18 protein-coding genes are annotated in these 15,242 nt (G+C 46.1%); 3 read left to right on the plus strand and 15 right to left on the minus strand.

Annotated elements, in window-relative coordinates:
• Positions 1–2: 2 nt before the first annotated feature.
• From ACSNJE_RS07885 to ACSNJE_RS07920, 8 genes are all read right to left on the minus strand, one after another.
• On the minus strand, positions 3–1,274 hold the full coding sequence (locus ACSNJE_RS07885) for an MFS transporter (protein ID WP_474774453.1): 1,272 nt from the start codon (positions 1,272–1,274) through the stop codon (positions 3–5).
• 36 nt (positions 1,275–1,310) lie between these two features.
• Positions 1,311–2,777, minus strand: coding sequence for an MFS transporter (locus ACSNJE_RS07890; RefSeq protein ID WP_474774452.1), 1,467 nt, complete (start codon positions 2,775–2,777; stop codon positions 1,311–1,313).
• On the minus strand, positions 2,767–3,216 hold the full coding sequence (locus ACSNJE_RS07895) for a MarR family winged helix-turn-helix transcriptional regulator (RefSeq protein WP_474774451.1): 450 nt from the start codon (positions 3,214–3,216) through the stop codon (positions 2,767–2,769). Before ACSNJE_RS07895 ends, ACSNJE_RS07890 begins: the two co-directional genes overlap by 11 nt.
• Positions 3,217–3,326: 110 nt before the next feature.
• Positions 3,327–4,598 carry a phosphatase PAP2 family protein gene (locus ACSNJE_RS07900; protein WP_495252398.1) on the minus strand — a complete coding sequence of 424 codons (1,272 nt, stop codon included), beginning with the start codon at positions 4,596–4,598 and terminating at the stop codon, positions 3,327–3,329.
• A 23-nt stretch (positions 4,599–4,621) separates the two neighbouring features.
• Positions 4,622–5,056: a DMT family transporter gene (locus ACSNJE_RS07905; RefSeq protein ID WP_052218371.1), complete on the minus strand. Its 435-nt coding sequence runs from the start codon at positions 5,054–5,056 to the stop codon at positions 4,622–4,624.
• An 83-nt stretch (positions 5,057–5,139) separates the two neighbouring features.
• Entirely contained in the window at positions 5,140–6,051 is a 912-nt protein-coding gene (locus tag ACSNJE_RS07910; protein WP_013119415.1) for a LysR family transcriptional regulator, read from the minus strand.
• 329 nt (positions 6,052–6,380) lie between these two features.
• A complete protein-coding gene (locus ACSNJE_RS07915) occupies positions 6,381–6,893 on the minus strand; it encodes a NapC/NirT family cytochrome c (protein WP_474774449.1) in 513 nt (170 codons plus the stop codon).
• Positions 6,894–6,963: 70 nt separating this feature from the next.
• Positions 6,964–7,836 (minus strand): C-GCAxxG-C-C family (seleno)protein, encoded by an 873-nt coding sequence (locus ACSNJE_RS07920; protein ID WP_013119413.1) that lies wholly within the window; start codon positions 7,834–7,836, stop codon positions 6,964–6,966.
• Between the two features lie 259 nt (positions 7,837–8,095).
• On the opposite strand from ACSNJE_RS07920, the gene ACSNJE_RS07925 reads away from it, so the two are divergent.
• The 3 genes from ACSNJE_RS07925 to ACSNJE_RS07935 are packed head-to-tail and all read left to right on the plus strand — an operon-like array spanning position 8,096 to position 9,520.
• Positions 8,096–8,746: a YeeE/YedE thiosulfate transporter family protein gene (locus ACSNJE_RS07925; protein WP_052218374.1), complete on the plus strand. Its 651-nt coding sequence runs from the start codon at positions 8,096–8,098 to the stop codon at positions 8,744–8,746.
• A complete protein-coding gene (locus ACSNJE_RS07930) occupies positions 8,728–8,952 on the plus strand; it encodes a sulfurtransferase TusA family protein (protein ID WP_013119411.1) in 225 nt (74 codons plus the stop codon). Before ACSNJE_RS07925 ends, ACSNJE_RS07930 begins: the two co-directional genes overlap by 19 nt.
• A 31-nt stretch (positions 8,953–8,983) precedes the next feature.
• Entirely contained in the window at positions 8,984–9,520 is a 537-nt protein-coding gene (locus tag ACSNJE_RS07935; protein WP_052218375.1) for a YeeE/YedE thiosulfate transporter family protein, read from the plus strand.
• On the opposite strand, the gene ACSNJE_RS07940 is transcribed toward ACSNJE_RS07935, so the two are convergent.
• From ACSNJE_RS07940 to ACSNJE_RS07970, 7 genes are all read right to left on the minus strand, one after another.
• Positions 9,491–10,435: a LysR family transcriptional regulator gene (locus ACSNJE_RS07940; RefSeq protein ID WP_052218376.1), complete on the minus strand. Its 945-nt coding sequence runs from the start codon at positions 10,433–10,435 to the stop codon at positions 9,491–9,493. The genes ACSNJE_RS07935 and ACSNJE_RS07940 overlap by 30 nt on opposite strands.
• A 171-nt stretch (positions 10,436–10,606) precedes the next feature.
• On the minus strand, positions 10,607–11,383 hold the full coding sequence (locus ACSNJE_RS07945; protein WP_495252399.1) for an ABC transporter ATP-binding protein: 777 nt from the start codon (positions 11,381–11,383) through the stop codon (positions 10,607–10,609).
• Positions 11,384–11,392: 9 nt separating this feature from the next.
• A complete protein-coding gene (locus ACSNJE_RS07950) occupies positions 11,393–12,163 on the minus strand; it encodes an ABC transporter permease (protein WP_495252400.1) in 771 nt (256 codons plus the stop codon).
• A 7-nt stretch (positions 12,164–12,170) separates the two neighbouring features.
• Positions 12,171–13,235, minus strand: coding sequence for an ABC transporter substrate-binding protein (locus ACSNJE_RS07955; RefSeq protein WP_052218379.1), 1,065 nt, complete (start codon positions 13,233–13,235; stop codon positions 12,171–12,173).
• A 51-nt stretch (positions 13,236–13,286) separates the two neighbouring features.
• Positions 13,287–13,631, minus strand: coding sequence for a DMT family transporter (locus ACSNJE_RS07960; protein ID WP_013119405.1), 345 nt, complete (start codon positions 13,629–13,631; stop codon positions 13,287–13,289).
• Positions 13,632–13,985: an EamA family transporter gene (locus ACSNJE_RS07965; RefSeq protein ID WP_052218380.1), complete on the minus strand. Its 354-nt coding sequence runs from the start codon at positions 13,983–13,985 to the stop codon at positions 13,632–13,634.
• A gap of 5 nt (positions 13,986–13,990) precedes the next feature.
• Positions 13,991–15,220 (minus strand): ATP-grasp domain-containing protein, encoded by a 1,230-nt coding sequence (locus ACSNJE_RS07970; protein WP_052218381.1) that lies wholly within the window; start codon positions 15,218–15,220, stop codon positions 13,991–13,993.
• Positions 15,221–15,242 lie beyond the last annotated feature (22 nt).

Genomic DNA, 15,242 nt, shown 5'->3' on the forward strand with positions numbered 1-15,242 from the left:
CATCAGCCCTGCCATTTGAAGTTAATTTCTTGTTTTAACAGGGACGGTCTCCAAATAACCAAGGCCACAGTAAAAGCTAAGCTTATCAAAGCCCCTAATCCCAATGCTGCCGGGGCCCCCCAGGCATGGGCCATGGAACCGCTCAAAAAACTACCCAGCGGGACAAGACCGCCAAAAACCAGAGTATATATGCTCATTACCCGGCCCCGCATATTTGGCGGAGATTGTACCTGCAGCAGCGAATTGCAGTTAGTCGTGAAGGTGATGACCCATAATCCTGTAATCCCCAGTAAAAGGTAGGCCAGGGCGTAACTTTTGGCCGGTACCAGCAATAGCTCAAAAATGCTTACCCCAGCCGCCGCTATAAAAAGGCTGCGCATTTTCGGCCCGTGCGCGCTCCTAATGGCCAAAATTACAGAACCTATAATAGCGCCGACACCGTTAGCGCCCATCAAAAAACCATAGGTTTTCGCCCCCGCATGAAATACGTTCTTCGCATATAAAGGTACCAGGACGTTGAAATTGAAGGCAAAAACATTTATAACGGCCAGCAGCGCCAGGGGTACGAAAATGCCCGGCGTCTTCCGGACATAATCCAAACCGGCTTTTATTCCCTGCCAAACCCCCTCCTGGCAGCGCCGGCTTGCCGGTTGGACAGGCTTTGGCAAACGAATCAGCCATATTCCCGTTATGACGGGAAGGAAACTTACCGCATTTATTAAAAAACATAAAGCAATGCCTAACTTGGCAATTACCAGTCCGGATACCGAAGGACCTACAACCCTCGCAGCATTAAAAATGGAAGAATTGAGCACAATAGCATTCATCAGGTCCGCTTCTCCGACCAATTCTATCATAAAAGCCTGCCTGGCCGGCATGTCAAAAGTATTCATTACCCCCAAAAGAACGGCGAGGATAAGCACATGCCATAATTTTACCGTGTGCATCCAGGTATCCACTGCCAGAATAAAAGCCAAAGTCATCAGCCCGGCCTGAGTAAAAATGAGCATTTTCTTTTTGGGAAACCGGTCTATCAGCGTACCGGCATACAGAGAAAACAACGTCATAGGCAGAAATTGAAATGTACTTACAACCCCCAACCAAAAAGCAGACCTGGTTAGCTCGAGAACCAACCAGGACTGGGCCACATTTTGCATCCAGGTGCCGATTAAGGAGATACACTGCCCTCCCCAAAATAAGCGGAAATTTCTATGTTTCAGCGCCGCTACTACCTGGGGAATCTGCAACCTTTTTTTTGACAACACCTTTTCCATTATTCATCTGTTCCCCCAATAAAACTGATGTAAAAGTCAATGCATATTCGGAACATTAGCCGGTCCCCGGACCAGGGAAGTGAAAACAGCCAACAAGGCAATGCCGCATGCAACAAGAAAGGCGAGCTGTATAGACCCGGTAAAGGCTTGAATTTTCAACGGCGCGCCGGCCATGCCGGCTGCTGCCAGCTTTTTCATAAGGTAATTCTGCCGGCCGGTAAATACGGCTCCTGATATGGCCACACCCAAAACCATGCCCACATTCCGCATGCCCGCCAGCAGACTGGAAGCTATACCCCTGCGGTATGGCGGTACCGCCCCCATTATGGCGCTGTTGTTGGGTGTCTGGAATATTCCCGAACCAAGCCCCACCGTAACCAGCGCCAACACCACCGTTAAATTGGAAGACTCGAAATTCAGGTTGCTCAACAACCACATACCCAGAGCCGTGATGGCCATTCCCAGGGAACTGATATAACGGGTATCCACCCTGTCGGATAAGGCCCCGCTGATAGGCGCAATCAACATGGTGGTTAAGGGCATGGGAATAAGCATCAACCCCGCTTTGGAAGGAGGCATACCCCGCAGTTGCTGCAGATAAAAGGGCATCAGCAAAACAACCGAAAACATGGCCACATAATTCAATAGCGCTGATAAATTGGACATGGAAAAAAGCCTGTTCTTAAAGAGGGAAAGGTCAACCATGGGATGGGCCAGCCGCTTTTCCAGGAACAGGAATGCAACAAACAATAATATCCCTACCGCCAGCGAAGTAATGATATAAGGATTGCTCCAACCTACTTTTTCGGCATAACTCAAAGGGAGCAGAATAGCAACCAGGGCAAGGAAAACCAAGGCCGCTCCTTTAATGTCAAAAGGCTGGGCCCCTTGCCCCCCGGAATCAGGGATAACCTGTTGGGCTAAAATGATAGACAAGATACCAACTGGAACGTTAATATAAAAAATGCTCGGCCAGCCAAACTTGGCAGTCAGGAACCCACCAAGTACAGGCCCTGTGGAAAGGGCAATGGATACTGAAACAGCAATCACTCCCATGTATTTCCCCCGTTCTTGGGGTGGAGCAACATCAGTAACTATAGCCGGCCCCATTGACATTAGCATGCCGGCCCCAATGGCCTGCAGAACGCGGAAAGCGATTAGAAAGCCGATGGACGGGGCCAGGCCGCAGAGCAATGAGCCGATGGTGAAAACAACAAAACCCCAGATATAAATGCGTTTATGTCCATAAAGGTCTCCCAACCGGCCAAAAGTAAGCAGGAGACTGCTGATGATAAGTAAATAGGCCATAACAACCCATTCCACAGAGGAAAATGAAACCTGGAAATAGGAACGGATGCTCGGCAGAGCTATATTGACTACGCTGGAATCCAACGGTCCCATAAAGGTGCCCACTGCTACCGCTATGAGGACTTGAAACCGGCGACTTGGAGTTAACTGCTCATGTAAAGTCGGTAATGGTTTTATAATTTGGTCAGCCTTCATGTTCTTCCTCCCTGTCAGTTAAATTAGTAAAGATTTTTTCCAATAAGTTTTTCAATTGTTGAATTTCCCCGGTGTCAAACCCCTGTAACGCCTCATCAAGCGCTTTTGTTGCCGCAGGCACTAACACACCTTTGAGTCCATACCCCTTTTCGGTAAGAAATACAGAAAAGGCTCGCCTGTCATCAGGATTCTCCTGCCTTTTAATAAGGCCTTTTTCCTCGAGTTTATCCAGGATTCTGGTAACATTGGGCTGGTCCTTAAAACTCTTTTCCGATAGCTCCTTTTGAGAAATTCCTTCCTTTTCCCATAGCCAGTTCAAGATTCCCCACTGTTCAGGCGTAATTTCATATGGCTTGAGATGTCGGGCCAGATTATTTTTCATCTTTAAAGCAGTTTTATTGATAATAAATCCCAAAGAATCTTCCATTTTAAATTCCATAAGAACTCCTCTTATATCTTTGCCGATACAAATTCCCAAACCCAACAACAACATTAAATCATTGCCGAAACAATAATTGCTATGACAATTATTATAACAAAAATTTTACTCTAATAATACTGTTTTTTATACCTTATAGTTTGCAACGCCAAAATGCAGCCGGCCAGCCAAAATCCCCCGCCTGCCCAGCCGGCCAGGACATCGCTGGGGTAATGAGCGCCTAAATAAATCCGGCTAATTCCGATCAAAACAACTAACAGGGTCAGTCCAGCAACTACCAAAACCCTAAACCGGGAATGGCGAAGGTACAACCAGGTCAGAAAAGCCAAAAAACCATAAAAGGCAGCGCTGGTCATGGTATGGCCGCTGGGGAAACTGTAGCCGCTAACCTCCACCAACGGAGTAAGTTCCGGCCTGGGCCTTTGAAAAATCATCTTCAGAGCTTCATTGAGTAGCCACCCGCCCAAAAGTGATATAACCACCATAGCAGAATCCCAATAATGTTTTTTCTGTCTGATCAAAATAAATACAACCAGCAAAGCAATTATCGCCAAAACTCCTGCTGAGCCAAAATTGGTAATTAATTTCATAGTTTCAGTGAGGGCCGGGCTGCTCAAACCGGTGATAAAGTTCGTCACTACAGTGTCGAAGAGTCTTAACTCGTTAAATATCAGGTCTTCAGCCAGTTTAGCAAAGATTAAAAGAGACATGGCCGCCAGGATGCTTCCGGAAACAAGATATGTTCCAAATTCCCCTAGCGGGCTCAATTTCTTTTCAATCAGTAATTCTATTTTCTTTGTCCAGACAGCCAAAATACCGCCGGCCGGTACACCTTGATGCCTAACTTTGTAAAGCAGATAAATAAGCAGAACTACTGCAGCCACAACCAGTGTCCCCACACCAAGGTACTTGTTCAGGAATTGTTCCGCTGCCCGGCCCAACAGCATAATAATAAGTCCCTCTAAAAAAAACCGGGCGCCGCGGCCCAACAAGGAAGCCAATAAAAATGTATTCTTATTTACCTTAAACACTCCAGAAGCAATGGTAAAGACTTTAAAGGGTATGGGGGTAAAAGCCGAAATAGCCACTGCCCAGCCGCCGTATTTTCCAAACATCTCCTCAACCTTATGTATTCTGGCCCCGGAAACAAACCTATCCAGAACAGGCCGCCCCGCCCGCCAACCGATGAAATAGCCGAATACGGCTCCCGCCACCGAAGCCACAGTGGTGATCAAAGCCAGGAGCAAAGCTGAAGATGGATTTTTTATCGCCAGCGGTATTAAGAGCACATCCGGAGGTACAGGAAAAAAAGATGATTCCGCAAATGAAACCAAAAACAAACCCAAAGCACCGTATTGTAGAAAATAAGACGTGATATTCATTTACATTTCACCAACTCGTTAACCTACTTGCTCATAAGTCTTACACCAAGGAGCAGGAGCAGGGCGCCCATACCACGCACCCAATTCAGGCTATGTTTGGCCACGCCGAACCAGCCAAAGTGGTCTATCGCCATAGCCAACAGCAACTGCCCGGCAATAACTCCGGCTGAAGCGCTGCTTACCCCGATACGTGGAACCAATTTTATCATACCAAAAACAAACATAGCTCCGAACATACCACCAATAAGCAGGTAGGGGGCAACCCTGGTTACGCCTTTTAAGCCTCCTTCACCCGAAAACAGATAAAAAACAACCAAAGTAGTTGTCCCAACGGTAAAGCTAACCAGGGCAGCCGCCACACCGCCAATGTATTTGCCCAATTCAGAATTAACGGCTGATTGAATGGAGGTCAAAGCTCCTATAACAACTGCCAGGCCCACTGCGAAAAAGTTGCTCATATTTTCACCCCGTAAGACACGGAATTCGTAACACCGACTTAATTTTACCATATTTCCGCTTGGGACTACAAACCAAAAAACAGCTAACAGAACAGCGGGTCACCGGGCCCGGCCAGGAACCGGATAAACCTCTTACCTGTTATATTAAAGGGTTTCTTCGTCTTAAACACTAACTGGTAATTAATCTTAATGGATTTGCCCTCAATGGTCAGCGGGTGAATCAACCCGGCCCGAATAGCTGTCCGGCAGGCAATGCGGCTGCTGATGGACAAACCAAGTCCGGCCTCAACGGTGGATTTAATGGCATTGATACTGCTCATTTCCGCTTTTACGTTAAATTCGTCCAGCTTCAGCCCCCAGGAAGCCAGCGCTTCCTCAAAAATACGCCGGATGCCGGAACCTTTCTCCCGCATAATTAACGGCGCCTTTTTCAATTCATGTAGCGTGATCGTGGTACGGTTTATCCAGGGCTCACGGGGAGGAGCAATGACCAGCAATTCATCGTTGGAAACCGTCCGGGTAACGAAATCGTCTGTAAAATTGGACATGGGTTCTTCCAGAATAGCTATGTCTATTTGATCGTTTTTTAACATGTTCAGTATAGTGTCCGTATTATTTACCACCTGCTGAATTTCAGCTGAAGGATATTTTTCCTTAAAAGTCCAGATAGTACAGGGTAAAGCATAATTACCCACATTAGAACTGGCCCCGATGACCAGCTTCTGGTTTTCCGTTCTTAACAGAGCATCAACTTCTTTTTCCAACGCTTCGTGCAGTTTCAGAATTTCCTTGGCATAACTATAAACGATTTTTCCCGCTTCCGTCAGGGTAACGCCGCTGCTGCTCCGTTCAAAAAGCTGGGTGCCGTAAAAGTCTTCAATAGAGTTAATCTGGGCGCTGACTGCCGGCTGGCTTAAGTGCAGGAGCTTGGCCGCTTTGGAAAAACTCTTGACCCGGGCAACCTCGCAAAGCAATTCGAACTGGCTCAGGTTCATAATAAAACCCCTTTATAATTAAATATTACTTTTATTATAGACTAAGAGACAAAGATATACAATCAGTTACCGCTGATGAACACCCCATCACTGCAAAACCGTGGTTTTAATCACCACGGTTCTGACAAATATTCAAAAAACCCCTCTCGCTGCGCTCGGGGGTGCAAAGGTTGGTTTGCCCGGCAAACCTCACATCAAGAGGGCATATTATTCTGGAGCGGAAACTAAAATCGTCCTCCGGCCCGCAATCCACGCAGTGGGAGCGGCTGCCGGAGGAGATTTCGCCCGTTGAGCGGAAGAATAATATGCCCTCCTATTTTCCTACCTACTTATTTACTGGCTGTTTTTTTGGCTAAATGACAGGCTTTACAGGAATCAGTAAATCCAACGAAGCCCTCTTTGGTATGCCCCACCGTTCTATGGCAGGTTAAACAATCAAACTTATACTCCTTGTGCTGGGCATGGAATGCTGCGATTCTTTGTCCCGGCACAGTATTTTTGTACTTATCACCTGTAAAGTCATGGCACTTAGCGCACCTGCGGTCAGGAACATCGGCAACTACTTTGTCCATGTTTACTTCCTCAGTTAAGTGGATGTACACTTCGCGCAGACCGTTAACCTTAACTTTTGCTTTAGCAATGATTCCTTCGTCAGTATGACATCCGTAACAGTGCTCTCCACTATGGATCCCGGTCTGCCAGCCGGCATAAGTTTCATTCATCTCATGACAGCTATTGCAAAACCCCGTCTGTGAAGTATACTCAACTGCTCCTATGCTTACTGCCGCTATAACAACGGCCGCAATTATAATGATAAGCCGGAGCTTTTTCGGGTTATCCACACGCTATCCCCCCTCTGCCACAAATTGGTCTTTATCTCAACATCAACACAAATGCAAAATTTTTCGCCGATTACTGTTTCTTACCGGTCTTGGTATGATCGCCATGGCAGTACAAACAATCCATCTTTCCTTGTTCGTTGTCCAGCAAGCTCTTTTCACTCTGGTGACAGGACATACAATGTGAAAACTCATCAGGAACCTTGTATGTGGCCACAATAGCGCCTTTTTCGAGGGCTTCGTTTAATAATTCCGCTGCCCGCGCCGCAGTATCGCCGGACAGTTTGGCGCAGCGGTCTTTTTTCGCCTTCTCGTTAATCCTGGCGCCGGCCGCAGCGGCCCATTTGCTGACAGAAACATGGCAAAGAGGAGAATCAGATACGGTAGTAACCTGATTTTTGAAATGGCAGTATGCCTCATGTTTATTGGACGGAAATGGGAACTTGGTATACCAGCCGATTAATTCGTTTCCGATTTCAGCGTGTTTGGCAGATGCCAGGTTGATAACAGCCAGAGAACCATTGAGCGCACCGCATAGAGTTCCCCAACCGTATGCGCCAGCCGCTCCGTACTGGAACATATCCAGCGGAATGGTATCCCAGGGAGTCCCGTTATCTTCAGCCAAAGTGGTGAGCAGTGCGGAAGCTGCGGCATACATGCAGCCATATTTGAAATAGTTTTCGTAACCCCTTTTCCTTACCTTATCAACATCGATCTTCTTGTACTTCCAGGGCAGCGCCGGGGCCGGACCGTTGGTGTTTGTCTTGGTTTCGGCAGCATCAGTTTTGCCGGTAGCGGCAGTTTTCGCCGGCTCCGATGTGCTGCAGCCGGTAATACCGGTGGCAATAAGCCCTGTAGCCAACGCACCGGCTGTAAGTAAAAACTTCCTCCTTGTGACAACTTTCTCGTTCTCATGCACTTGTTCTTTTTCTTTCTGCTCCAACATAATTATCCCCCTTATCATTATTTTTAGAGTAAAATTTAGTATAAGCGGAAAATCTTTACGAAACCCATAATAATATTTATTAATTCTCGCTTTAATTATAACACTGTTTATTGGACAGATGCTATAGTATTACTTTATACCCCCATCAGAGTTGCTGATAAATATTTTCGTCATATTTCGACAAAAAAGAGGATATTTGTACCCAAAAAGCTAATTTATAAAAAGCTACCCTTTCCTCAATTTTTTGGAGGTGGCTTACTTGAAACGGTTTTCACAATCAAAATTAGCTTTGGCAACCGGTTTGGCGATTTTAGTTTTCGGCATAAAGTTATATTTTGTCCAGCCCAAGCTTGTTTATCTGTGGTTGATTGGAATAGCCCTGGGCTTTGTATTGTACCGCTCCGGAATATGCTTCGCCGCCGCGTACCAAAACCTTTTCCTTTTTCGCAATTACAGTTTGGCCAGGGCTGTAATTCTCATGATCATTATTTCCCTGGCCGGTATCAGTCTGCTGCAGGCTCACGCTCATTTCCACGGTCAGGTCATTCCCGGCCGGTTCCATTCCTTCGGATTGCATACAGTCGTCGGCGGTTTTCTTTTTGGCCTGGGTATGGTCCTGGCCGGTGGCTGTGCCGCCGGCAGTTTGCAGAGAATTGGCGAAGGTTTTATAATTTTTATTCCCGTGCTTATAGCCGTAATGGTTGGTTCTACCTTCGGCGCATACCATTTCTCCTGGTGGAAAAGAAATTTTATTACCCATGAGCCAGTGTTTTTGCCTGATGTTTTTGGCTGGATAAACAGCATACTGGCGGCAATAATAATTCTAACTTCCATTTATTTTATAACCTTAATATTGGAGAAGAAGTTTTTCACGGCAAAGGAGTGGCAAAAATGGCGCAAAAAAAGTTAGACCTGCTGGGCGAAGTCTGTCCTTTCCCCCTGTTTAAGACCCAGGCCGAATTGGAACAAATGAATTCAGGCGACGTACTGCTAATAGAAGTTGATTTCAACCAAAGCGTCCGCAACATAATAAAATGGTGCGAAGACCAGGGACATAATTATGAGCTTGACGAAACCGGCCAAGGAATTTGGTTGGTTACTATTACCAAGAAATAACAAAAACCCACTTGTTAGGTAGTGAGCTACTATGAAAAGTAAACAATTCGATTTAAAATGGCTGCTCGGGAGCTTCTGGCCTGATTGGGTCGGCGGCATACTGCTGGCTTTATTAAATATCCTGCTTACAGCTATTTACAAACCCTGGGGGGTTACCAGCACCATCACCGACTGGGGAATGCGCATATGGGCTCTCCTGGGAGGGCATCCCGAAAAATGGGTTGATTATTTAAAAGAAGCCGATTATAATTTCCTGTCCAAACATCCGTTTTTTAGTGAAGAAACAATTCTTAATCTGGGCGTAATCACCGGGGTCCTTTTTGCTTCTGCCCTGGCTGCCCAGTTTCGTATTAAGCTGCCCCGAGGATATCGCCAGCTTGTATTGGGTTTAACCGGCGGAATTTTGATGGGCTACGGCGCCAGACTGGCAGCCGGCTGCAACATCGGAGCAGTAGTTGGCGGTATCGCCTCACAATCGCTGCACGGATGGATTGCTGGAATATTTTTATTCTTCGGCGCCCTGGCCGGAAGCATGGTCCTAAAATATTTCTTTATGCGAACCAGATAACCGGCAGGAAGGGGGACTGCCCGAATCCATCAACATCCGGATAAACCTCTTGCCGGCGCTGTTCAAAACCGAATCATCACGATAAATCAAAACATAATGAAATTTAATGGCCTCTCCTTCTATCCTCAGGGGATGCAGCCGGCGGGTATGGATTTCTTTCCCCACAGCTATCCTGGTACATATGGCTAAACCTACTCCCGCTTCCACTGCCATCTTGAGTGCGTTCATACTGTCCACTTCTTTTTTCACCACTAACTGATTTAAAGCAATCCCTTTAGAATTCAGTGTATTTTCGAAGACCCTCCTTATTCCGGAACCCTCACAGGGAACAATCAGCGCGGCCTTGCTCAATTCTTCCCAACTGATTGAATTTTTTCCGATCCACGGCAGTTCATAAGGAGCTATAACCAATAGTTCATCATCAGAAACAGGGTAAATAACATATTTGTCCATGTCTTCAATTACCGCATCCTCTTCCACAACAGCCAGGTGAATTTTACCCTTTTTTAATAAGGACAATACTGTTTGGGAATGATGGACCTGCATGTCTACCCGGGTTAACGGGTACTTTTCCTGAAAATTCCATAAAATGCAGGGCAGCACATAATTGCTCACCGTATGGCTTGCACCGATAATTATTCTATTATTCTCAGCTTCCTGGTAGCTGTCTATCTTCTTTTCCAGGGCATTATGCATTTTTATGATTTCCCTGGCATGGCGGACTACTTCCTCTCCTATTTCAGTCAAAACAACCTCGCCGGTATCCCGTTCAAATATCTGAACGCCATAGTAGTTCTCTACGGCAGCTATTTGATTCCTCAGGAAAAACTCTCCCAGGTTAAGAAGCTTAGCGGCTTTGGAAAAACTTTTTACCCTTACCACTTCACATAGCAGTTCCAATTGGGAAAGGTACATAAGAAATGACCTCTTTCGCAAACAAATTAACAATTTCCCTCTGTTTATTATAGCACCTGCACCGACTACCCGGTCATAGTATTACATTATAGCGCCATCATGGATGGTAATATTGCTCATTACCGGGAAACTGAAAGGCTGCAAGGTGCAAAACCTTACAGCCTTAGTTTGTTATGCCGAAGGCATGATGCGATTATAATCCAGCAGGGCATGGAGTTCCTGCCACATTTCGTCAAAACCGGGGTAGCCCACAAATCGCGGTCTGCCCAGTTGGTTGGTAATAATTTTTTTAATAGTACCGGGACGCTTGCTCATCACGGCTATCTTACTGCCAAGAATAATTGCTTCCTGAATATTATGGGTAATAAAAATTATGGTGGGACGGAATTTTTCCCAGATACCGATTAATTCTGTCTGCAAGACAGTCCTGGTTTGCGCATCCAGGCTGGCAAAGGGCTCATCCATCAACAATACTTTTGGTTTTAGAGCCAACGCCCGGGCAATGGCGACCCGCTGCTTCATGCCCCCTGACAACTGGTGCGGATAGTTATCTTTAAATTCACTGAGCCCTACAAGTTCCAGAAATTCTGCCGCCCGTTCCCTTCGTTCCGTAGGAGAACCCAGTTTGTTTACCCTTAATGGGTATTCCACGTTTTCCAGCACCGTTTTCCACGGGAGCAATTGGTCGAAGCCCTGAAATACCATGGTCCGTTCCGGCCCCGGTTTATCCACGGGCCGACCGCCAACCAGAATTTCCCCTTCTGTCACCTGCTCGAAACCGGCAATACAGCGTAAAAGCGTTGATTTACCACAACCTGAGGGACCTAAAATGCAGAATAACTCCCCCTCATCAATTTCAAAACTTACTTTATCCAGGGCTACTATCTGTTGCTGCCTGTTGGTATATACTTTTGTCACGTTTTTTATTTCCAAATGATTTACTGCCATATCTCAACCTCACACCGTCATTCCCCATCGTTTGATGGTTTTCTTTTCAATATAGCCGAATAACAAATCTTCAACAAGTATACCGATTATTACTATTACCACTAACGCAGCAAATACGCCTGAAATATCCATCAGATACCTCTGCTGATATATGTACCAGCCCAGGCCGCCGCTGACACCGGCCGTACCGAAAACCATTTCCGCCGCTATCAAAGCCCGCCATGCTCTAGACCACCCAATTTTAACCCCTGTCAAAAGGTAGGGAAAGGCAGCCGGTACCATAATGCCCAGCACCAATCTGGGCCCCCGCAGGCCGATATTTTCTCCCACTTCTTTATAAATGGGGGGTACTGTTTTAAAACCGGTAACTGTATTTAATATCATAGGCCATAATGTAGAATGGACAATAATAAATATTATAGCCTTTTGCCCCGTTCCAAACCATAGAATGGCCAAGGGGAGAAGGGCGATACCGGGCAAAGGGTCCATTACCGCCACTTCCGTATTAATAAAGTCATCAAAGGTCCTGGACATTATCGCCACAGTAGATAAAATTATAGTCAGGAACACGGAGATGACCAGACCTATGATAATTAAATACAAGGAAAAACTTGCGTTATCAATTAATTCCCCACCGAAAATCCCGCTTTTAAAGGCCTGCCAGATGCTGCCCAGGGTAGGGAACATCATCCGGGGAAATAAGCCCGTAAGAGCCGTTGCTTCCCACAATCCTAACAAAATGATGATAAATAATATCCTTCTCCGAAAAATTTCCCTCATGCTATTACTACCTCTTATTATTTTTGTTGCTGTCCCGATATTGAGCCTTTTCTACAGGAGATAAGCCGCCAGACTTTTTGCCGATGGCTGCTGTAACATTCTCCCAGCAAACTTCATCCAAACTTTTGGGCACCTTACTGATATATCCCGCTTTTTTCATAAACTCGGCAAATCCCAATAACCCGTACGGAGTGGAAGTATAGTTGGTGCCCGGCCAGGTAAGATATTTTTCCACTTTCTCCGCCGGCATCTTGTAGCTAGGGGCCAGGATCTTGGCTGCTTCCTCGGGACTGTTATTAATGAAGGTAATTGCCTCATCCATGGCCATGACAAAAGCCGCATAAGCCGTAGGATGGTTGTCATGAAAATCCCTGGTTGCCGAACCCACCAAAAAACCAAACTCGCCGCCAAAGGCATCTTCCCCGTTTAAAACAAGTTCCACTCCCGGTGTATCTAACTCCTCATACAAGTACGGCGGAGCAGAAAAATGGGCGGCAATAGCCCTTTTGCTTACCACGGCAGTAGCTGCATCAGGGTGCTGCATAGACACCAGGTTTTTGTCCATGGCTTTGGGGTTGCCCAGTTCCTTCTCCGCGGCCATGGCCAACAGCATATGTTGAATACTGCCGGAATAGGGGGTCGCTATCTTATCTCCTATCTTAAAGTCCTTTAATGACTTTAAATCCTCGCGGTAGGTCACCAGACCCAGGGGCGCAGTCCCGAGGGCTGTACATATCTTCCAGTCAGCGCCTTTATCCCATGCTATCCAGAAGGGCGTCTGCCCCGTAAACCCAATATCCAGGTCGCCGGAAACCATAGCCTCTCTGATCATTTCCCCACCCATCTGTTTCCATTCCACCTGAGCCCCCGGCAGGTACTTTTCAATCAGTTTCTTTTCCTTCACAATTTGCACCGGCGCATAGCCAAGGCCATATTGTATAGCAATGCGAATTTTTTCGCCCGAATAGCCGGCTGCCTGATTTTGGCTCCTTTTGGAGGTCGTACATCCCGCAACAAAGAGTACGGACAATATCAAGAGCAGCGCTATCAAAAATCCGGTTATTTTTTTCAATTTCTATCGCCTCCCTGTAAAATCTTAACTCAACTTTTTAGTCTTCAACAGTCAAAGTTGGATGATGCTCAAACCGAGGCATATGCAGGCTATCCCAAGATAGTGAAACCTGGTAAGTTTTTCTCCGAAAAAGATTTTCCCGCCCAGGCTGACCAAAAGGTAGTTCAGCCCCGTAAAGGCGAAAGCTATCGAAAGCTCCAGTTCCCTGAGGGCCAGGATGTAAAAAACCGGGGTAATCAGCACCAATAAAACAGCCGGCACAGTAAACCTGTTGAAAAGCGTCCTGGCAACGGCTGCCATGTTGCCCTGCCATTGAATTTTGTCGGCGCCTTTTTTCAGCAAAAGCTGCCCGGCTGTAGTAGCCAGGACCATAAAAGCAATATAGACATAGCCCATTTAAGACCCTTCTCCCTTAAACCCGCCTAATGAAGTAAAAATAACACCGGCAATGATAAGTAAACTGCCCAGAAGTTTATACAAAGTAATTGTTTCCCCGAAAACAAAATACGAAGCTACCAGAATTAATACAAAAGAAAGGCTCATCATCGGGTAAGCGAAAGATACAGGCAGTCTTTTCAGGATGAAAAGCCACACCAGGCCCCTGAGCAAGAGAGCTGCGTAGCCCAAAACCACAAATACATTAAACAGGGACTCATAAGACGAACCCATTTTTGACATAATCTGCCCAAATACCATGAGGAACAAAGGCAGCAATATTAAATAATAACCCTGCTTATTTTGACGGGACATGGTCCTTACTCCCATATATTGTGAATTAGAAGGTCTCTGTTATTTTTATCATAAAAGGCTAACTCCGCATCAAACCTTTTTATGAACCGGTAATACTCCTCCGGGTTATCAGTATAAAAATCAAAACAGCCCACCCTGGAAGTAGCGTTTTCTATTTTGGCGATTTGTTTTCCCTCTTTTACAAATATCCGGCCATGATAGCCGGCAAAATCCTGTGGAACTGAAATCTTCTCAACCACCCCGGGCTGTGCAAACATAAAGAAAATTGAACCTAACCTGGCTTTCTCCCTGACCTGCCCTGGTTCGAATAAATTTTTCCCCTCGGTGACCAGGGTGAAATATAAATCAAGAATATCAACTCCTGTTACCTGGGGAATAGTTTCCGATTCAAACCCACCTCCTATCCGGTAACCAAATTCAATTATTTTACTTCCCTCAGTGCCAACTACCATTTGAATATATAAAGGCCCGTCTTTAATCCCAAAAGCATTAACCAGGTTCTGCACAATGCCGTCAATTTCTTTTTGCCGTCCACGGGCTCTTCTGGATGGATAACGCTGTTGCTTACAGACACCCAAAGCAATGCTGTCGTCAAAATGCAGCCGGTCGGTAATTAGCAAATTAAAAGCCTGTCCATCTTTAACCCAGCAATTTACCGTAATCTCATCACCGGGATAAAACTCCTCCACAATCACCGTTTTGGTCAGGCTGAACTGCCGGGCAAGAGCGAACTTCTCTTTTAGCTCTGCCCGGTCTTCTCTTCCTTCGAGAACAAATATCCCCCGCTGGCCCTGACTGTCTACAGGTTTCATCACCAGCGGGTATCGCAAACCGTCCGGCGAAAATTCGGAAAACCTTGCAAACACTTTAAAACTTGGTGTGGGAATCCCGTGTTCAGCCATTTTTGCTTTCATATAAAGTTTATTGGTTACGCTTTTCCCCTGTTCTTCCGTGATGGGAAAAGGTAACCCAAGTCGTTCCGAAACAGCCGCCGCAGTATATACCGGTTGGTCTGTGCCGATGGTCATAATGTAGTCAATGTTTTCTTCCAGGGCATACCTATAGTTGTCCTCAACGGAAAAAGTACTTATTTGCCTGGCGGTATGGCTGTATTTTTTCCCGGGCGGGTCAGGGTAATAGTCAGAAAGATATACCTGATACCCTTGCTCCCTGGCTTTCAGGATCAGGGGAATTTGCAACAACCCTCCACCCAGTACCAGAACTTTTTTGCCCAAATAGTTTTCCTCCTTAAAATAA

It is taken from the genome of Thermincola sp. GK-1, assembly GCF_059412445.1.